Here is an 18,167-nt window from a genome sequence, read left to right on the forward strand (position 1 = left end):
TGCCCCCATCGTCGCTGAGAGGTTGGAGCATGCCGGACGACGCCGCAGCAGCCCGGGCCGCCACCGAGGAGGAGTCGGCGTTCTCGCATCCCGCGGTCGAGCCCGACTCCACCGCCGCGTACGGTGACCACCCCGACCAGCTGATCGACTTCTACGCCCCGCGCGTCGATCCGGCCCCCGGCACTCCCGTTCCGCTGGTCGTCGTCCTGCACGGGGGCGCGTGGCGCGCGGCCTACGACCGCCGGCACATCTCTCCGTTCGCGGACTTCCTCGCCCGGCGGGGGTTCGCGGTGGCCAGCGTCGAGTACCGGCGGGGGAGCGTGATCCCGGCCCAGGGCGGCACGGGCGGTCCCCTCGCGGGCCGGTGGCCGGAGACCTTCGACGACGTCGCCGCCGCGCTGGACGCACTGCCCGCGCTCGTGCGTGAGGCCCTTCCGGGGGCCGACCCGCGCCGCATGGTGGTCACCGGGCACTCGGCCGGCGGCCACCTCGCCCTGTGGGTGGCGGCCCGCCATCTGCTCCCCGCCGACGCCGCCTGGCGCGTCGACCGTCCCGCACCCCTGCGCGGGGTCGTCGCCCTGGCCCCGATCGCGGACTTCGAAGTGGCCGGCAAACTCGACGTGTGCGCCGGGGCCGCGCGTCAACTGCTGGGTGGCGAGGAGAAGTTCGCCGAGCGCCGGCCGTACGCAGACCCGTCGCTGCTGCTCCCGACCGGCATCGCGACCACTCTGGTCCAGGGCCGCAGTGACATCGACGTCCCGCAGGCGGTCGCCGAGGCGTATGCCGACGCGGCGGCCAAGGCCGGGGAGGTCGTGGGCTTCACGCTGCTGGAGGACGTCGGCCACTTCCCGCTGATCGACCCGGCGGCGGACGCGTGCGCGGTGGTGGCGGAGGAGATCGCACAGCTGGCGTGGTGAGCCGCCCCAGGTGAGCCACCGGGAGCGTCCGGGTTCCTCCTGAAGGATGCGTCGGCGGACCGGCTGGCCGAGGCGGTGCGGGTGATGCCCGGTGCCGGCGACGCGCTGCCGGCACCGGGCATCACCCGACGGCTGGTCGACCAGCCTCCCGCCTGGACGGCCGCCCTCGCACCCTCAAGGAGCGTGTCGGCCGGATCCCGGATCCTGGTGAAGCCGGGCCTCAGGGGCCGCGCGCAGGCAGCGGTGTTCGCGTACGAGTCGGGGCTGGCACGGCTGTCCGGCTACTGACAGTCGTCCGGCTGCTGACCCGGTCGTCGGTTACTGACAGCAGCCGTCCGGCTGCTGACCCTGTCGTCCGGCTACTGGACAGTTGTCCGGCTACTGGCCGGAAGCCCGCGTCGGCCGCCGCGCCGTACCCGCAGTATCGGCCGCCGCGCCATACCCGTAGTACCTGAGAGGGAGGTCGAAGGACCCTTCTCACTGGTGACGACGGCGCGTCCGGCACCGCCTACCGTCTTCATCGTGACCGACAAGACCCACACGCAGCCGACGCCGTCGGAGCCGCCGGATGGCGCCTTCGAGCCGTACAAGCCGCGCAGCCCCGAGTTCCGGGCGGCGATGGACGCCCTGGGCGGGCTGCGGCAGGACCTCTTCCACGACGCGTTCGCCTACCGCCCGCTGCCTCGCGCGAGCGCCGACGGCCGGCTCGCCCGGCGGCTGTCCGGCCGGATGCGCGACTACGTGACGTGGGCGCCGCACGTCCTGATCACGGCGGCCGGCCTGTTCGCGATGCTCATCGCCTCGAGCGTCGGCTTCCGTGGCGCGGGCACCAACCTGGCGCTCGGGCTGCTCGCCCTGGCTCCGGTCCTGCTGACCATGGTCCGGCCGGTCGGCGCGTTCTGGCTGTCGATGGTCGCGACCCCGGTCGCAGCGGTGCTCGACAGCTCGTGGGAAGGGGACTGGCCGTGGCCGGCCGGCAGCTTCGCCTGCCAGCTGATGGTGCTCACCATCGTGGCCGTACGCACCCGGCCGCGCACGGCCGCCTGGATGTGGGCGCTGACGGGGGTGTACGGGTTCCTGGCCGGCAGCTTCGGCGGCGGCCACTACTTCGGCTCGAACACCGTGCCACTGTTGTTCCTCTCGGCCATCGCCCTCCTCGCCGTGACCGTCTGGCACATCCGCCGGGACGCCCGGCAGGAAATGACCGCGCAGCAGACAGTGACTGCGCACGAGCGTTCCCGGCGCACCCTGCTGGAGGAGCGCACGACGATCGCGCGCGAGCTGCACGACGTGGTCGCGCACCACATGTCGGTCGTCGCCATCCAGGCGGAGGCCGCTCCCTACCGGGTGGAGAACCCGCCGCCGGAGCTGGAGCGCGCCTTCGTCACCATCCGGGAGAACGCGGTCGCGGCGCTCGCCGAACTGCGCCGGGTGCTGGGCGTCGTCCGCGCCGAGGACTACGAGGCCCCCGACGCCCCGCAGCCCACCCTCGCGGACCTGGACGCACTGCTCGCCAATGTGCGCGACGCGGGCCTGAGCGTCGACAAGGCGGTGACCGGGGCGGTGCGCGAACTCCCGCAGGGCGTCGAACTGTCGGCGTACCGCATCGTCCAGGAGGCGCTGAGCAACAGTCTGCGGCACGCGCCGGGTGCGAGCGCCAAGGTGGAGGTCTCCTACGTCCTCGGCGGTCTGGGTCTGCGCATAGTCAACGGCCCGCCGCCCGCGCCGAACCTGGTCAAGCCCTCGCCGGGTGCCGGCCACGGCATCACCGGGATGCGCGAGCGCGTCTCGATGCTGAACGGCGAGATGACGGCGGCCCGCACCGACGAGGGAGGCTACGAGGTGGCGGTGTTCCTGCCGGTCGCGGGCGTGACGGAGGGTGAGGCATGACCATCCGGGTCCTGATCGCGGACGATCAGATGATGGTGCGCGAGGGCTTCTCGGTCCTGCTGAACGCGATGCCGGACATCGAGGTCGTGGGCGAGGCGGTGAACGGCCGCGAGGCGGTCGACCGGGTCCGCGAACTGGCCCCCGACGTCGTCCTGATGGACATCCGTATGCCCGAACTCAACGGCATCGAGGCGACCCGGGAGATCGTGGCCGCCGACAGCGCGTCGAAGGTGCTCGTCCTGACGACCTTCGACCTCGACGAGTACGTGTACCAGGCGCTGCGCGCGGGAGCCTCCGGCTTCCTCCTCAAGGACGCCTCGGCCCGCCAACTAGCGGACGGCGTAAGGGTGGTGGCCTCCGGCGAGGCGCTCCTCGCACCGACCGTCACCAAGCGGCTGATCACGGAGTTCTCGAAGCTGTCCACGTCCCCCCGCCTCATGCAGTCCGCCCAGGCGGCGTACGGCGATCTGACCGAGCGCGAGACGGAGGTCCTGGTCCTGATCGCGCAGGGCCTGTCGAACGCGGAGATCGCCGGTCGACTGGTGGTCGCCGAGTCGACGATCAAGACCCACGTCAGCCGGATCCTGGTGAAGCTGGGCCTCAGGGACCGCACACAGGCGGCGGTGTTCGCGTACGAGGCGCGACTGGTGACGCCGGGCTGACCGGCGTGACGGGTGGCCGGCCGCGGTGCCGTGCGCGTGCGTCAGCCCTGGCTCTGGTGCAGAGCCCGGTGCGGTCCGGGACCCTGAAGGGCGCGGAGGCGAACCCGGGCCGGATCCGTGCCGCGATGCTGGTCCAGCGGCGGCGGATCCTGCTGGTGACGGACGCGGCACAGGTGGCGAGGCCGGTGTCGGCCGAGCGGGACGGGATGAAGGCCTCCGTGCTGAGGACGTACTTCACGGTCGTGGCCGACGAGCAGGTCCGCGGCCGCAGGGTGACGGTGTACGAGCGACGCGCGTCAGCTCGTTGAGCACCGACCACCCGAGGAACACCCCTGGTCAGGCTGGGGTGTTCCAGGCCGGGGCGCCGGCGCCTGCGTACGGGAGCAGCACGGGAGCAGCAACAGAGGAGCTGTTCTCGGCCCACGGCCGAAGCGGCTCACTGCAGGGCGTTCCAGAAGGTGCAGTGGTGGCGGGTGGTGGTCCGGGTGGGGCCTGTGTGGTCCGGGGCCAGGGACTGGACGGCACCGCTGGGCCAGTGCGGCGAGCCGGTGGCGTTGGGGTCGCCGGTGCGGGCGAAGCTGGCCCAGTAGTCGATCATGGTGTCGGCCAGGCGGTGCTGGGCCGCGGTCATGGTGCGGGGGCGGCCGCCGAGGTCGTACAGGTAGGGAAGCTCACTGGCATGAGGTGCGCCGAGGGGGAACGGCGGCGTGCCCGGGGTGAGCGGCGGGGCGTGCTCGTCGGCGAACTCGTAGCGCCAGACGGGGACTTGGGCACTGAGCAGGTCGCCGGTGCGCAGGGTGGGGCAGGCGAAGTCGGCGTCGCCGATGACCGCGCCGAACACCGGGCCGCCGTTCGACGGCGTCACCGGGTACTCGTGGACGATCGCGCTCGCTTGGTCCGGGCCGGGGAAGAAGGTGGCCGCGACGTCGGGCCAGGTATCGGGGGTGACGGGGTTACCGGCCTGGATGATGCCGGCGGCCCAGCCGTTGCCCTCGTCGTGGTTGCTGCCGATGAGTACGGGCACGTGCGGGAAGCCGCCGGCGGCGACGGCGGTCGCGGGGTCGTGGGGCAGCAACGGCGTTCCGTAGGCGGGCTGTTGGTCGGTGGCCTGGGCGGCCAGCACACGGGACACGCTCTTCCCGCGCAGACAGGCCAGGACGTGCCGGGCGGAGGAGCAGCCGACCTTGGCCGCGAACCGTGCGCCGGTCCCACGCGCTGTGGGCAGTGAGGCGGCGGACGGGGCGAACGGCCGGTCCGGGCGGCCGGTGCACGGCCCGCTCTGGATGATCGCCCGCTGGAAGAGCCCCACGGCGGCGGGCGAGGCGAGCTGGGCGCAGACGCTGTAGCCGCCGGCGGACTCGCCGGCCAGCGTCACGTTGCGCGGGTCGCCGCCGAAGGCGCCGATGCCGGCCCTGACCCAGCGCAGTGCCGCCTGCTGGTCGGCCAGGCCGAAGGTGCCGGAGCCGGGCAGTCCGGCGTGGGCGAGGAAACCGAGGGCGCCGAGGCGGTAGTTGACCGTGACGACCACGGCGCCGCCACGGGTGGCCATGCGATGGGCGTCGTAGGAGCTGCCGGCGCCGGTCGTGAAGCCCCCGCCGTGCAGCCAGACGATGACCGGCCTCGGGTGTCGCGGGGTGGCGGCGTCCGGCGCGGTGACGTTCAGGTAGAGGCAGTCCTCGTCGATGCTGCCGCCGGGCACCTCGCCCGCCGCCTGCGGGCAGGCGCTCGCGGGCCGGGTCGCGTCCCGGGTCCCCGTCCAGGGCCTTGCCGGACGGGGTGGCGCCCAGCGCAGGCGGCCCTTCGGAGGCGCCGCGTAGGGCAGGCCCTCGAAGGTGCGGTAGCCGTCGTGAGCGGTGCCCCGCACGGCGCCGTCGTGCGTGCGGACCACCGTCCCGACGGCGGGTGCGGCGCGATCCGCCTGCTGAGTCGGCAGGGCAGGCCCGGCGGCTGTGGCGGGCGGGGCGGCCGTGGCGAACACGGCGGTCAGCGCGCAGGCGGCCAGGGTGGTCAGGCTGGTCAGGACACGGTGCGTGTTCATAGGTTTCCCCCGTTTCATGCGTTTCCCCGTCTCTTGGATCGCCCGGCTTCTTGGCCCCGGGTTCTCGGGTTCTGGTGCTGTCGGTCAGCCGCCGCCCATCCCGCCCTGGGCGGCGATCATGGTCATGGACAGTCCGCGTACGGTCTTCTCCAGACCGGGGGCGAGGGTGCCGAGGCGGCCGGTGCAGGCGTCGATGCGGTGCCGCAGCTCCCGGGCGTCCTGCCGCGAGACGACCGACCGGTCCTTGCCGGCCGCGGCCAGGGCCGCCAGAGCGGCGTCGGCGACGGGAATCCCGGCGACGGGTGCGTCGCCGTGCAGGACGGCCGACACGCGGTCGCGCACCGCCCGGAGCGTGCCCGGGTCCGACACGGTCACGCGCCGTCCGCCCAGGCGGAGCCGCGACGACTCGACGGTGAGGAGCCCCAGCGCGGCCAGCTGGTCCTCCACCGCCGTCAGGGTGCGCCCGCTGTGCCGCCGGACCAGCTGCTTCCAGCCGTGTCCAGGAGCCTCCCGCAGCATCTCGTCCAGAACGGGATCCCCCGTCGATCCCGTTCCGGCGACCGCCACGCTGCCGCCGCCGGCCTCCACCAGCCGCCCGCGCAGGGCGAGTTCGACCAGGACGGCGGTCCGGACGAGCAGCCCGGTCCGGGAGCGGTCGTACGGCCCCCGGGCCTCTTCGTCGTAGGCGAGCAGGTACATGCGGTGATGGAGCGATTCGGTCATACCGATGACGCTACGGTCCCGCGGCGCGCCGTTGATCGGCCGCGCGAACGGATCCGCTCTGGGAGCACAGGAGGGAGCGGCGCGGTTTCTCCTCCTCAAGGATGAGCCGCCCCGCGGTCCCGCAAGCCGCGCTCAGGGGTTTCTCGCTCAGCAGTTTCCCGCTCACGGGTCTCTCGGCCGGACGAGGCCGTGATCGTACGCGGCGACCACGGCCTGTACCCGGTCCCGCAGGCCCAGCTTGCGCAGTACACCGGTGACGTGGTTCTTGACGGTGGCCTCCGACAGGTCCAGCCGCCGGGCGATCTCCGCGTTCGACAGGGCCTGCCCGATCAGGGTGAGCACCTCCCGTTCCCGGCCGGACAGGCGCTCCAGGTCCGGCGGCGGCCGCAGGTCGGGCGCGGTGCGCAGGAAGCGGTCCAGGACACGGCGCGTCACCGAGGGCGCCAGCAGGGCGTCCCCGCGGGCCGTGAGACGGATCGCGTCCACGAGTTCGGCGGGCCGGATGTCCTTCAGCAGGAACCCACTGGCCCCGGCACGCAACGCCGCGACCACGTGCGCGTCCACATCCCAGGTGGTCAGCACGAGCACGCGGGCCTCGCTGCCGCGGGCCACGATCTCCCGGGTCGCCTCGATGCCGTCCAGCGCGGGCATCCGTACGTCCATCAGCACCACGTCCGGCCGCAGTTCACGCGTCAGCCGCACGGCCTCCCGGCCGTCGGACGCCTCGCCGACCACCTCCAGGTCGTCCCGCGCGTCGATGATCATCCGGAAGCCGGTACGCACCAGGGCCTGGTCGTCGGCCACCACCACTCGAAGGGTCACGACGCGTACTCCATCGGCAGGTCCGCCTCCACCGCGAATCCGCCCCCGGCGGCCGGACCCGCCCGCAGGCTCCCGCCCAGCAAGCGGGCCCGTTCCCGCATCCCCACCAGCCCGCGCCCCGCGCCCGCCCTCGCGGACCGGGCGGGCGGCGTACGCCCGTTGTCGGCCACGGTGATCCGGATCCGCTTCCCGTCGGCCGTCACCGACACGCGCACCTCGTCGGCGCCGACGGCGTGCCGCAGCGCGTTGGTCACGGCCTCCTGCGCGATCCGGTACGCCGCGAGGTCCACGGCCGCCGGCAGACCAGCGGCCGGAACGCCCTCGCGGTCGAGCCGCACCGTCATGCCCGCAGCCCGCACGGCGTCGGCAAGGTCGTCCAGCCGCGCGAGCCCGGGCCGCGGAGCCCGCTGCCCGTCGACCGGATCCCCCTCCGCCCCCCAATCCCCGGCCGCCGGATCTCTCTCGTCCGGATCCCTCTCCTCCGGACCGAACGCCCGCAGCAGCAAGCGCAGTTCGTCCAGCGCCGAGCGCCCCGCGGTGTCGATCGCCCGCAATGCCTGCCGGGCCTGCTCGGGACGATCGCCGAACACGTCCTCCGCGGCGCCCGCCTGAATGACCATCACCGACAGGGTGTGCGCCACCACGTCGTGCACCTCCCGCGCGATACGGGCCCGCTCCTCCGCCACCGCCCGTCGTGTCTCCGCCGCCGCCCGCGCCCGCTGCGCCCGGCGCCACTGCCCCACGGTCCATGCCAGCAGCACCGCCAGCAGACAGACGGCCACGGCCCCCGGGCCACCGGAGACGAACCCGAGCCCCGACAGGGCGCACATCCCCGCAAGCGCCGCCACCGACACCCGCCTCGGCCGCGTGGCCGACACCACGCACAACGCGACCTGCGCCGCGAGCAGCGCCCCCGTCAACGTCACGGCGGGAAGCAGCGCCCACACGGCGACCCCGGTCACCACGCAGACGCCCTGTACGGCGAGGGGCCCGCGCAGCACCCACCTCAGAGCACCGGCCTGCGCGACGACCAGAACGACCCCCGCGGCCAGCCGCCAGCCCGTGCCGACGGCGAGCACCGACGTGCCGAGCACCCCGAGCACCAGACCGGCCGACCCGCACCACAGCCACCGCGCGTCCCGACTCACGCCCCGACCCTACCGAGCAGTTCGCACCTCACGTACTTGTCGCGGTTGCCGAATCCGAACTGTGTTGCCGGCTCGCCGAGGCGTGGCGCCGCCGGAAGACGCGAACGGCCATGCGGTCAGAACTCGGCGCCGCCACCGGCGAGACGTACGGGTGACACGAGAGCGATGCGGATCAGGCCGGGCTCCGGAGGAGGGGCGTCGTAGACATAGGTGATCGTGAGCGTGGGGCGGACGTCCGTGCCTTCGAGGCGGGTCGTATAGATCTTCATGCCCCCCATGGCACTCTGGGCTCGCCGTCCGAGTGCCGGGTTCTTCTCCAGTTCGGCTCGTAAGGCCTCGACGGCCTCCAGTGCTCCGCCGCCGATGGCGAGGCAGCGGGCGTGGGCCTCACGGGTGATCTCGGCGACGGTCGGCTGCTGGTCGTCGCTCACCGATCGTTTCCCCGAGCCGTGCGGATTTCGGCGACGGCCGCGGCGACGGCTGAGTCGAAGCCGGGATCCTGGCGGGCGGCGACCCGACCGCGAAACTCCTCGACGAGCCGGACGACCCCGGACAGGTCCGCGGGATCGGCATGGTTGATCTCGCGGGCAAGTTCGGCCTCGAAGTCGTCGGCGTCGCCTGGGAAGCCGTAGCCCATGGTGAGGGCGGCGCGAAGTTCCCCGATGGTGCGCATGGGAGGGAGGTGAGGCTGGCCGGACTCTGCCGGTTGGGTGGTCATTGCATCGGCTCCCTTTCGCGGTGTCGCTTTCACCGTACCCGGACGAATCCGCGCGGTGACTCACACGCGGCGGCCAGTTCGAACCACACGCACTTGCCGCGGTTGCCGTTTCTGGACAGCGGCTGCCAGCCCCAGACGTCGGCGCAGGCGCGGACCAGGGCGAGGCCGCGGCCGTTCTCGGCTCCGACGACCTGATCCAACGCACGTGGCGGTTCCGGCGGCTCGGGGTCCGCGTCCCATGCGCCGATGCGGAGTACGCCGGCCGACCAGCGGACCCGCAGGGCGGCGGGGCCCTTGGTGTGCAGTACCGCGTTGGAGACCAGTTCCGCCGCGAGCAGCTCCGCTGTGTCGACCAGGGCGATCAGCCCGTGCATGGTCAGGATGACGCGGAGAGTGCGGCGGCAGACGGTGACGGCGCGGGGGTCGTTGGGGATGTGGAGGGAGTACTCCCAGGACTCGGGATCGTTTTCGGGCACGGCTGAACTCCTGTGGGGGAGAGGGGAGTTGGAGGAACGGTCGGTGGCAGTGCCGTGTCCGTCGTGGCATGACGGCGCGGTGCGCTTCCGGTGTCCCGGCGTTTCGCAGCGTGTGCGTCGCGTCACTGACGGTATGGCATCAATTCGTGCCAGCGCAACCGGCTGTCGTAACCTGATACCCGAACGTGCCGTACCGGCAGAGGCGTTGAGAGCAGGAGGGTGCATGCCGCCGAGGAGTAACCCCACTGCGCGTCAGGTGCGGTTGGGGACCGAACTGCGCAGGCTGCGCGAGGCTGCCGGGCTGAAGGCGCGGGATGCGGCGGCATTCCTCAACTCGACTTCGGGCCAGATGAGTCACGTGGAGCTGGGCATCGCTGCCGTCAGTGCGGAGCGGGTCCGCCGCCTGGCTGCCTATTACGCCTGTACGGACGAGACGTTGATCGACGAACTCGTGGCGATGGCGACCGACCGCACGCGTGGCTGGTGGGAGGAGTACCGGGGGGTGCTGCCACCGGTGTTCCTTGACACCGCCGAGGCCGAGCACCACGCGACATTCCTTCGCGAGGTAGTGATCACGCTCGTTCCCGGGCTTCTGCAGACCGCCGACTATGCCCGCGCGGTCTACATGTACATGCGTCCCGAGCTTCCCGAGAGTGAGGTGGCGCTCCGCGTGGAACATCGGCTGAATCGGCGCGTCGTCATCGAAGGCGACGCCCCCACTCCGTACGAGACGGTCATCCACGAGTTCGCCCTGCGGGTCCATGTGTCGGATCGCCGGGCGTCACTCGCTCAACTCCGCGTCATCCTGGAGGACATCGAGAAGGGGCACGCCGTCGTGCGGGTTATCCCCGTCGACTACGTGGGTTTCGCCGGGGCTGGAGCGTCGATGATGTATCTGGGTGGTCCCGTGCCCCGTTTGGACACCGGGTTGCGTGACTCTCCGACCGGCGTCGGCTTCTCCGATGCGGAAGCCCAGTTGGAAAAGCTCCGCGCGCTGTTCCATAAGGTGAGGAGCGCGTCGCTGGACCCAGGGGCGTCGCGGGACTTCATTCACCGGTTGACGAAGGAACTGTAATGAACTGGCGGAAGTCGACGTACTCCAGCGGCGGCGACGGCGACACCTGCGTCGAGATAGCCCCCCTCCCCACCCGAATAGCCATCCGTGACTCCAAGGCCCCGGCCCGCGCCACCCTCACCTTCCCCGCCCTCGCCTTCACCGCGCTGATCGACCATCTCAAGGCACGGAAGCCCGCGCCCTGAGGCTCACGCCAGGGATGCCGACGCACTGTCCAGGGACCGTGTCGCACGCCGAGCACGAGGTGTGGCTGGCGACGCCGGGGCGGGGTCACTCCCTCGCTCATCCAGGTGCGTGGGCGCGTACCAGGAGAGTCCCCAGCTTCCCCGGCTCCGGGGCCGTGAGGACGCGTGCGTCGATGTCGGTGAAACCGTGCCTCTTGAGGATGTCCGCCCATGTCTCGGGGGCGTACTGCCAGCGGAGGACGGTCAGCTCACGCGCGCGGCCTTCGAGCCATTTGCCTCGCATTTGCTGAGGACCGTAGGAGCCAGCGACCGGTTCGGCCTGCGAGAAGGCGAAGACCCCGCCGGGTACCAGCCGGTCAAGAGCACGCGGGAACAGGTCCTCGGGGTCCGTGAACCACACGGCGCCCCACACCGAATAGATCGCGTCGTACGTGGCAGAGGCCGCTGTGAGATAGGCACAAGCCTCGCCATGGACGAAGGACAGCCCGGACGTGCCCTTCCACCATGCGCGGGCGCGCTCGACCTGGACGGAGGAGAAGTCGACCCCGATCACCTCAACGCCCCGACGGGCCAGGTGGGCGGCCTCCTTGCCCTCGGCCGGTCCGAGCTCCAGAGCGCGAAAGGGGACGCCGAGGACCTCGGCACCGGGCCCGTGACCGGGATACTGCGTCCAGTCGAACCGGTCGGCCTGTGGGGCAGGTTGGCTTTCCTCACCCTTGTAGGGCTTGTACCTGTCCCAGTACTCGGCCGGTGTCATGGGCGCGTGGGGCATGAAGCTCCTCGGAAGGATAGGAGTGGCCGGTGTCCGTTGAGCTGGACACCGTACCGGTGCTCCCTCCGCCGCCTGCGCGAATGACGCCGGCTCACCGGATTCGCACACGAAGGAGCCCGGGAGCGTATGTATCGCCCCCGGGCCCGATCGTTCCGGATCAGTGGCAGTTCGCCCCCGGACTGCACGGCCCGCACTTGCCGTAGTCCCGCTCCCAGAGCTTCCAGTCCACGTCGAAGCCGGCGCCGGCGATGATCTGCGCTGTGCGCTCCACGGAGCCGTCGTACTTGAACTCGATCTCCGGGATGTGTTCCAGGAACCTGCCGCCGAAGTGCTCGGCGCAGAACTCGCGGTAGTTCTTGGTGTCCAGGATGAAGACGTGAACTGCCAGGTCGACCAGGCGGCCACAGCACATCTCCAGGCCCTGGCCCCACTTCTCCATGGCAGTGATCAGGTACGAGACCGCCGCGCCGAAGAGCCGGTTGGCCATCACCTCGTCCACGGGGTGATCCCGCATCAGCAGCTGAATCTCCCGATCCCACACGTCGCGCTTCACGTAGTCCCGGGGTTCTCGGACCTTGCTCTCCGTCGCTGTCGTCATTCTGTCCTCCGCGGCGTCGTCGGCCCTGCGCCCAGAGGGCCGTATTCGTACGACACCACCGGCTGACCGCAGCTGGTGATCAACTGCCTTATGGCGCAAGCTATTTGCAGGTCCTGCACACGTCATCGACGGTCGCTTCGTGCGGTCGCTACCTTGGACTGGCCCGGCCCCGGCCAGTGGGAGGCGCGATGCGCAGCATGGACCCGCTGTGGAGTTCCGCACAGGCCCGTACGCTCGTCGACCACCAGGACCCCGGAGGGCTCGTCCGATTGGGCCGCGTCGGCCAGGGATGGCGGCAGGCCGACCTCGGGGCACGCCTGGGCTGCTCCGCCTCCACCGTCTCCCGGATGGAGCAACGCGGCAGCCGAACCACTGACCTGCATCTCCTGCGCCGGGCCGCTCAAGAGGTCGGCGTGCCGCCCCAGGTTCTTGGTGCGGCACTCGGGTTGAACGTGATGCGCGCCATTAGAGTGGCGGCCGACGGTCCGCGTCATGCAAAGGAGGACCCCATGCGCCGCCGGACCCTGCTCGCAGCCGCCGGGCTCGCGGCGCCTGCCCAGCTTCTCGCCGGTGTGGACGAGGCCTTGGCGGTGACGCCCGGCCCGACCGGCTCGACTGTGCCACTCGATACGCGCCTTGCACGGGCGCGATCCCTCTTTGATGCGGGCAGGCACATGGATCTCCTCAAGGCGCTCCCGGGGCTTCTCGCAGACGCTCACGACGCCGCCAGGTCCCGGTCCGACCTCGCGCACGCCCGTCTCTCGTCCTGCTACAGCCTGGCCACCCAGCTCCTCATCAAGATCGGGCGCTACGACCGGGCCCGCCTCACCGCAGACCGAGCCACCGTTTACGCGGAGCTGTCCGGGGCGTCGCTGGCCGCCGCCGCTGCCGCTCGGGAACTGAGCATCGTCCTGCGCCACCAGGACCAGCAGGGTGCCGCACAACGCCTGCTTCTGGGCGCAACTGCCAAGGTCGAGGCCACTGGCCTGACGACCCTGGCCCAGTCGGCGGCCTACGCACAGATGCTGTGCACCACGGCTTACACGGCGGCCCGGGCCGGCGACCGAGACCAGGCGCTGAGCATGATCCGAGAGGCGTCCCAAGCAGCGTGTGGTCTCCCGAAGCAGGCACCGGCTGGGCGCCTGTTCCCCATCACCCCGGCGGCCGTGGATCTCTACGCGGTCGGCGTCCACTGGGCGCTGGGCGACGCGGGAGCCGCGATCCAGGTGGGCGGGAGACTCCGCGCCGCCCAGTTCCCCAGGGGGGCGCAAGGGCCGTATGCACACCGATCTCGGGCGTGCGTGGTGGCAGTGGGGCAAGCCGGAGCAGACGGCGAATGAACTGCTGTCCGCTCTGCGGATCTCCCCCGGAGAGGTGCGCGACCGCCCAGCGATCCGGCAGATCGTCAGCGACCTCTCCGCACGACACCCTCGGGTGATCGGAGTGCGTGAACTGTCGGCTGCGGTGGGCGTTCGCGACCTGCCTCCGACCGTCACGTAGACAGACACCCTGGTCAGACAAGGGGATCCCGGGCTAGCGTCCCCGCATGGCAGCCTTCGACCCCTGGGACTCCGCGTTCCTCGCCGACCCGTACCCCGCCTACGCCGAGCTGCGTGCCAAGGGCCGTGTGCACTACTTCGAGCCCACGGGCCAGTGGCTCGTGCCGCACCATGCCGACGTCTCGGCGCTGCTCAGGGACCGGCGCCTCGGGCGGACGTATCTGCACCGGTTCAGCCATGAGGACTTCGGACGGACCGCGCCCCCGGCGGAGCACGAGCCGTTCCACACCCTCAACGACCACGGGATGCTCGACCTGGAGCCCCCGGACCACACCAGGATCCGGCGCCTGGTGTCGAAGGCGTTCACGCCGCGGACGGTCGAGCAGCTCAGGCCGTATGTCACCGGCCTCGCCGCGGACCTCGTGGACCGGCTCGTCGAGAAGGGCGACGGGGACCTGCTCAGCGATGTCGCCGAGCCGCTCCCCGTCGCCGTCATCGCAGAGATGCTGGGTATCCCGGAGTCGGATCGGGCCCCGCTGCGGCCCTGGTCCGCGGACATCTGCGGGATGTACGAGCTGAACCCGCCGCAGGAGACGGCACGGAAGGCGGTGCGGGCCTCGGTCGAGTTCTCGGAGTATCTGCGGGAACTGATCGCCGAGCGGCGCAAGGAGCCGGGCGAGGACCTCATCTCCGGGCTGATCGCCGCCCACGACGAGGGGGACCGCCTCACCGAGCAGGAGATGATCTCGACCTGCGTGCTGCTCCTGAACGCCGGTCACGAGGCCACCGTGAACTCCACCGTCAACGGCTGGTACGCCCTCTTCCGCAACCCCGACCAGCTCGCGGCCCTGCGCGCCGACCACTCCCTCGTCCCGTCCGCCGTCGAAGAGCTGATGCGCTACGACACCCCGCTCCAGCTCTTCGAACGCTGGGTGCTGGACGACATCGAGATCGACGGGACCACGATCCCCCGGGGCGCGGAGATCGCCATGCTCTTCGGCTCGGCGAACCATGACCCCGCGGTGTTCGAGAACCCCGGGCGGCTCGACCTCACCCGTCAGGACAACCCGCACATCTCCTTCAGCGCCGGCATCCACTACTGCATCGGCGCCCCGCTCGCCCGTATCGAACTGGCGGCGTCCATGACGGCCCTCCTGGAGAAGGCCCCGACCCTGAGCCTGGCCCAGGACCCGGAGCGGAAGCCGAACTTCGTGATCCGGGGGCTGGAGGGGCTCGCCGTCACGGTCTGAAGGCACGGGCCGGGGCAATCTCCGGGTCACTGTCTGAGACGCCGGACCAGGGCCCAGACGACGAGGGACGCGGCGGTTCCGCCGAGGATCGCCAACGGCAGTTCGGCGTAGAGCACGCTCCAGTCCGGGCTCTGTTCGAACCGCCACAGCCGCGCCCGGACGTCGACCGCCCACACCGCGAGCCCGGCGCCCGCGCCCACGGCCGCGGTCAGACAGCCCGCGGCGGCCTGCATGCGTTGTCCCATGTCCGGCATGGACGCCCGCAGGCCCCTCGGGGGTTGCCCGCACAGGTCAGCTCGTGGTCCGTCGTGCCTGCTCAGCTCGTGAGGTCCCGGCGTCGTAGACCGGCCAGTCCCGCGGTCACCAGCGCCGCCGCCACCCCGAGCAGGATCAGTACCGGGCCCCACTCCATCTCCCCGCCGGGCAGCTTCGGCAGGTGGCCGAAGGGGGACACGTCGAGCACCGCCTGCGGGACGTCCAGTGCGGGGCCGACCCAGCCGATCAGCAGCACCGCACCCGCGACTCCCCAAGCCGCCATCGCCAGCCGAGGCGCCACGCCGTACAGCAGCACCGCGATCCCGCCGATCACCCACACCCCGGCGACCTGCACCAGGCACGCTCCCAGGATCGCCCCGGCCTCCCTGCCGTAGCCGACGGTGAAGCCGAGGCCCGTGACGAGCATGAGCAGGACGGAGCCGCCGAAGGCGATCACCAGGTGGCCGGCGGCCCAGCGCAGGCGGCCCACCGCGTTCGCCAGGACCGGCTCGGCGCGGCCCGACGTCTCCTCGCCGTTCAGACGCAGTACCGAGCCGACGACGTACAACGCGGCGACCAGGCCCATCATCCCGACCATGGACGCCAGGAACGCGTCCGTGATCCCGCTCTGGCCGCCCATCCGCTCGAAGATCTCGCGGGCCTTCTTGTTGTCACCGACCAGGCCGGCCACGCCGTCCGCCAGGCCGCCGTAGACGACGCCGACGGCGAAGAAGGCGATGCTCCAGCCGTACACGCTGCCCCGCTGCAGCCGCCACGCCAGCGCGCCCGCCGTGCCCAGCCTGCCGACCGCCGGTCCGGGGCGGGTCGCCAGGAAGCTCATGCCGATGTCCCGGCGCCCGGCCAGCTCGTATGCCATCGCGCCCTGCACCAGGCTTGCCGCCGCGAACAGCAGCAGCACCCACCAGCGTTCGCCGGCGTACGGGCGCAGGTTCTCCAGCCAGCCGAGAGGGGACAGCCAGGTCCACACCGACGAGCCGTCGGTCGTCGCCGCGTCGCCCGCCGCCCGGAGGACGAAGGCCGCGCCCAGCACCCCCGCGGTCAGCCCCCGTGCCAGCCGCGCGCTCTCCGTCAGCTGGGCGACGATCGCCGCCGCCGTGGCGAAGACCATGCCCACCGCCGCGAGCCCGAGGCCGAGAGCGAGCGCCCCGGTGGCTCCCTGGCCGGCCAGGCCACCCGCAACCAGCAGCGCCAGTACGGCGTTTGCGACCGCCGCCGCCAGCAGGGCCGCCGTCAGCGAGGCCCGGCGGCCCACCATCCCGGACGCCACCAGCTCCTGGCGGCCGCTCTCCTCCTCGTCCCGGGTGTGCCGTACGACGACCATCAGGCTCATCGCGGCGGCGAGCGCACCCGCGTACACGCCGACGCGCCAGGCGGTCAGTGCGCCGATCGAGGTGTCGAAGACGGGGCCGATCAGCGCGCGGAACGAGGCGTTGGCCGCCACCTGGTGGATCAGGTCGGCGCGTTCGGCCGGGGAGCCGTAGAGGCTCTTGAGCGTGTTCGGCATGGAGAGGACCATGAGCGCGTTCACGCCGACCCAGAGTGGGATCATCACGCGGTCGCGGCGCAGGGCGAAGCGCAACAGGGTTGCGGTGCCTGCCAGTTGGCGGCTGCCCGAGCGCGGTGCCGCGACTGCCGTCAGTGTGGTCATCGGGCCGCCGCCTCTTCCCGGTCTTCCTGGTAGTGGCGGAGGAACAGCTCTTCCAGAGTCGGCGGCGTCGACGTCAGTGACCGTACGCCGGACTCGCTGAGCGAGCGCAGCACGGCGTCCAGCTTGTCGGTGTCGACCTGGAGGCGGACACGACGGCCCTGTACGTCGAGGTCGTGGACGCCGGGCAGGTGAGCCAACCCGTTGGGTGCGCCCGCGAGTTCGGCCGTCACGCTCGTCCGGGTCAGATGGCGCAGCTCGGCCAGCGAACCGCTCTCCACCGTGCGGCCCCTGCGGATGATGCTCACCCGGTCGCAGAGCTCCTCGACCTCGCTGAGGATGTGCGAGGAGAGGAGGATCGTGCGGCCCCTGTCCCGCTCCTCCTCCACGCAGCGCTGGAAGACCGCCTCCATCAGCGGGTCCAGGCCCGAGGTCGGCTCGTCCAGGATCAGCAGGTCGACGTCGGAGGCGAAGGCGGCGACGAGGGCGACCTTCTGCCGGTTGCCCTTGGAGTAGGCGCGGCCCTTCTTGGTGGGGTCCAGCTCGAAGCGTTCGACCAGGTCGGCGCGGCGGGCCGGATCCAGGCCCCCGCGCAGGCGGCCGTAGAGGTCGATGACCTCACCGCCCGACAGGTTCCTCCAGAGCGTCACGTCGCCGGGGACGTACGCGATCCGGCGGTGTACCTCCACCGCGTCCTGCCAGGGGTCGCGGCCGAGCACCTGCGCGGCGCCCGCGTCGGCGCGCAGCAGGCCGAGCAGGACGCGGATGGTGGTGGACTTGCCTGCGCCGTTCGGGCCGAGGAAGCCGTGGACCTCGCCGGTGCGGACGTCCAGGTCCAGCCCGTCTAGGGCGTGAGTGCTGCCGAACGACTTGTGGAGCCCGGAGACGGTGATTGCCTTCGTCATGGTTCTGAACGTACGCTTCTTTCAGAAATTTGTGAAGTTAAGGAAGCGTATGAAGCCCGGATAGGATGAAGGCATGACGGAACGAGCTGGTGGTGGGCGGGACCCGGAGGCCGTGTCGAAGTTCGTGGAGTCCTTCGCGGCGCAGCTCGTCGAGGCCGGGATGCAGCGCATGCCCGCCCGGGTCTTCGCCGCCCTGCTCTCCTCCGACGCCGGCTCGATGACCGCCGCCGAGCTGGGCGAACAACTGCAGATCAGCCCCGCGGCCGTCTCCGGGGCGGTGCGCTACCTGTCCCAGACGCACATGGTCTCGCGCGAGCGGGAGCCCGGCTCGCGCCGGGAGCGCTACCGGGTGCACGGCGACCAGTGGTACGAGGCCCTGACCAACCGCGAGGCCGTCATCAAGCGGTGGGAGGTCGCCCTGCGCGACGGTGTGACCAGCCTCGGCGCCGGCACGCCCGCCGGACGCCGCATGGCCGAGACGCTCGCCTTCTTCGAGTTCGTCGAGGGCGAGGTCGCGGCCATGATGGAGCGGTGGCGGGTGCACCGGGAGAAGACGTTCGGCGCGTGA

At 71.7% G+C, this 18,167-nt stretch carries 20 protein-coding genes and 2 pseudogenes; 10 read left to right on the top strand and 12 right to left on the bottom strand.

Annotated features, from left to right (window positions below; all coding sequences use genetic code 11):
- Nucleotides 1-29 precede the first annotated feature (29 nt).
- The 5 genes and pseudogenes from OOK07_RS23120 to OOK07_RS23140 all read left to right on the top strand — a co-directional run bounded on the left by OOK07_RS23120 (nt 30) and on the right by OOK07_RS23140 (nt 3,777).
- A complete protein-coding gene (locus OOK07_RS23120; RefSeq protein WP_266682675.1) occupies nt 30-917 on the top strand; it encodes an alpha/beta hydrolase in 888 nt (295 codons plus the stop codon).
- 21 nt (nt 918-938) lie between these two features.
- Nucleotides 939-1,205 (top strand): annotated as a pseudogene (locus tag OOK07_RS23125) (DNA-binding response regulator); the annotation flags it as partial.
- Nucleotides 1,206-1,439: 234 nt separating this feature from the next.
- The gene (locus tag OOK07_RS23130) at nt 1,440-2,807 is read left to right on the top strand and encodes a sensor histidine kinase (protein ID WP_266682677.1); all 1,368 of its coding nucleotides are present in this window, start codon (nt 1,440-1,442) and stop codon (nt 2,805-2,807) included.
- Entirely contained in the window at nt 2,804-3,469 is a 666-nt protein-coding gene (locus OOK07_RS23135) for a response regulator (protein WP_266682678.1), read from the top strand. The genes OOK07_RS23130 and OOK07_RS23135 overlap by 4 nt, the downstream gene beginning before the upstream one ends.
- A gap of 68 nt (nt 3,470-3,537) precedes the next feature.
- Complete coding sequence (locus OOK07_RS23140) at nt 3,538-3,777, top strand: hypothetical protein (protein ID WP_405671201.1); 240 nt, start codon at nt 3,538-3,540, stop codon at nt 3,775-3,777.
- A 128-nt stretch (nt 3,778-3,905) separates the two neighbouring features.
- Here the strand turns inward: OOK07_RS23140 and OOK07_RS23145 are convergent, their stop codons facing one another.
- From OOK07_RS23145 to OOK07_RS23175, 7 genes are all read right to left on the bottom strand, one after another.
- Nucleotides 3,906-5,507, bottom strand: a complete 1,602-nt coding sequence (locus OOK07_RS23145) for a carboxylesterase/lipase family protein (protein ID WP_266798214.1) — start codon at nt 5,505-5,507, stop codon at nt 3,906-3,908.
- An 84-nt stretch (nt 5,508-5,591) separates the two neighbouring features.
- Complete coding sequence (locus tag OOK07_RS23150) at nt 5,592-6,230, bottom strand: GOLPH3/VPS74 family protein (RefSeq protein ID WP_266798216.1); 639 nt, start codon at nt 6,228-6,230, stop codon at nt 5,592-5,594.
- Between the two features lie 162 nt (nt 6,231-6,392).
- On the bottom strand, nt 6,393-7,052 hold the full coding sequence (locus tag OOK07_RS23155; protein WP_266798218.1) for a response regulator: 660 nt from the start codon (nt 7,050-7,052) through the stop codon (nt 6,393-6,395).
- Entirely contained in the window at nt 7,049-8,200 is a 1,152-nt protein-coding gene (locus OOK07_RS23160; protein WP_266798220.1) for a sensor histidine kinase, read from the bottom strand. The genes OOK07_RS23155 and OOK07_RS23160 overlap by 4 nt, the downstream gene beginning before the upstream one ends.
- Nucleotides 8,201-8,316: 116 nt before the next feature.
- Nucleotides 8,317-8,631 carry a hypothetical protein gene (locus OOK07_RS23165; protein WP_266682683.1) on the bottom strand — a complete coding sequence of 105 codons (315 nt, stop codon included), beginning with the start codon at nt 8,629-8,631 and terminating at the stop codon, nt 8,317-8,319.
- Nucleotides 8,628-8,873 carry a hypothetical protein gene (locus OOK07_RS23170; RefSeq protein WP_266682684.1) on the bottom strand — a complete coding sequence of 82 codons (246 nt, stop codon included), beginning with the start codon at nt 8,871-8,873 and terminating at the stop codon, nt 8,628-8,630. Before OOK07_RS23170 ends, OOK07_RS23165 begins: the two co-directional genes overlap by 4 nt.
- A 74-nt stretch (nt 8,874-8,947) precedes the next feature.
- A complete protein-coding gene (locus tag OOK07_RS23175) occupies nt 8,948-9,394 on the bottom strand; it encodes an ATP-binding protein (RefSeq protein WP_266798222.1) in 447 nt (148 codons plus the stop codon).
- A 223-nt stretch (nt 9,395-9,617) separates the two neighbouring features.
- On the opposite strand from OOK07_RS23175, the gene OOK07_RS23180 reads away from it, so the two are divergent.
- Together OOK07_RS23180 and OOK07_RS23185 are read left to right on the top strand one after the other, a co-directional pair.
- Entirely contained in the window at nt 9,618-10,469 is an 852-nt protein-coding gene (locus OOK07_RS23180; protein WP_266682686.1) for a helix-turn-helix domain-containing protein, read from the top strand.
- Entirely contained in the window at nt 10,469-10,654 is a 186-nt protein-coding gene (locus OOK07_RS23185; RefSeq protein WP_266798223.1) for a DUF397 domain-containing protein, read from the top strand. The genes OOK07_RS23180 and OOK07_RS23185 overlap by 1 nt, the downstream gene beginning before the upstream one ends.
- 97 nt (nt 10,655-10,751) lie before the next feature.
- Here the strand turns inward: OOK07_RS23185 and OOK07_RS23190 are convergent, their stop codons facing one another.
- The gene (locus OOK07_RS23190; RefSeq protein ID WP_266682688.1) at nt 10,752-11,426 is read right to left on the bottom strand and encodes a class I SAM-dependent methyltransferase; all 675 of its coding nucleotides are present in this window, start codon (nt 11,424-11,426) and stop codon (nt 10,752-10,754) included.
- Between the two features lie 157 nt (nt 11,427-11,583).
- Entirely contained in the window at nt 11,584-12,024 is a 441-nt protein-coding gene (locus OOK07_RS23195; protein ID WP_266682689.1) for a UCP032817 domain-containing protein, read from the bottom strand.
- 188 nt (nt 12,025-12,212) lie between these two features.
- On the opposite strand from OOK07_RS23195, the pseudogene OOK07_RS23200 reads away from it, so the two are divergent.
- Both OOK07_RS23200 and OOK07_RS23205 read left to right on the top strand, forming a co-directional pair.
- Nucleotides 12,213-13,524 (top strand): annotated as a pseudogene (locus OOK07_RS23200) (helix-turn-helix domain-containing protein).
- A gap of 46 nt (nt 13,525-13,570) precedes the next feature.
- A complete protein-coding gene (locus OOK07_RS23205; RefSeq protein ID WP_266798224.1) occupies nt 13,571-14,773 on the top strand; it encodes a cytochrome P450 in 1,203 nt (400 codons plus the stop codon).
- A 26-nt stretch (nt 14,774-14,799) separates the two neighbouring features.
- Here OOK07_RS23205 and OOK07_RS23210 read toward each other — a convergent pair whose 3' ends face one another.
- The 3 genes from OOK07_RS23210 to OOK07_RS23220 all read right to left on the bottom strand — a co-directional run bounded on the left by OOK07_RS23210 (nt 14,800) and on the right by OOK07_RS23220 (nt 17,599).
- Entirely contained in the window at nt 14,800-15,018 is a 219-nt protein-coding gene (locus tag OOK07_RS23210; protein WP_266682692.1) for a hypothetical protein, read from the bottom strand.
- A 71-nt stretch (nt 15,019-15,089) separates the two neighbouring features.
- On the bottom strand, nt 15,090-16,697 hold the full coding sequence (locus tag OOK07_RS23215; protein ID WP_266798225.1) for an ABC transporter permease: 1,608 nt from the start codon (nt 16,695-16,697) through the stop codon (nt 15,090-15,092).
- On the bottom strand, nt 16,694-17,599 hold the full coding sequence (locus OOK07_RS23220) for an ABC transporter ATP-binding protein (RefSeq protein ID WP_266798227.1): 906 nt from the start codon (nt 17,597-17,599) through the stop codon (nt 16,694-16,696). Before OOK07_RS23220 ends, OOK07_RS23215 begins: the two co-directional genes overlap by 4 nt.
- 73 nt (nt 17,600-17,672) lie before the next feature.
- Here OOK07_RS23220 and OOK07_RS23225 point away from each other — a divergent pair, with 73 nt between their 5' ends.
- Nucleotides 17,673-18,167: a GbsR/MarR family transcriptional regulator gene (locus OOK07_RS23225; RefSeq protein WP_266798228.1), complete on the top strand. Its 495-nt coding sequence runs from the start codon at nt 17,673-17,675 to the stop codon at nt 18,165-18,167.

The sequence above is a fragment of the Streptomyces sp. NBC_00078 genome (assembly GCF_026343335.1).
In the GTDB taxonomy this organism is placed as follows: Bacteria; Actinomycetota; Actinomycetes; order Streptomycetales; family Streptomycetaceae; genus Streptomyces.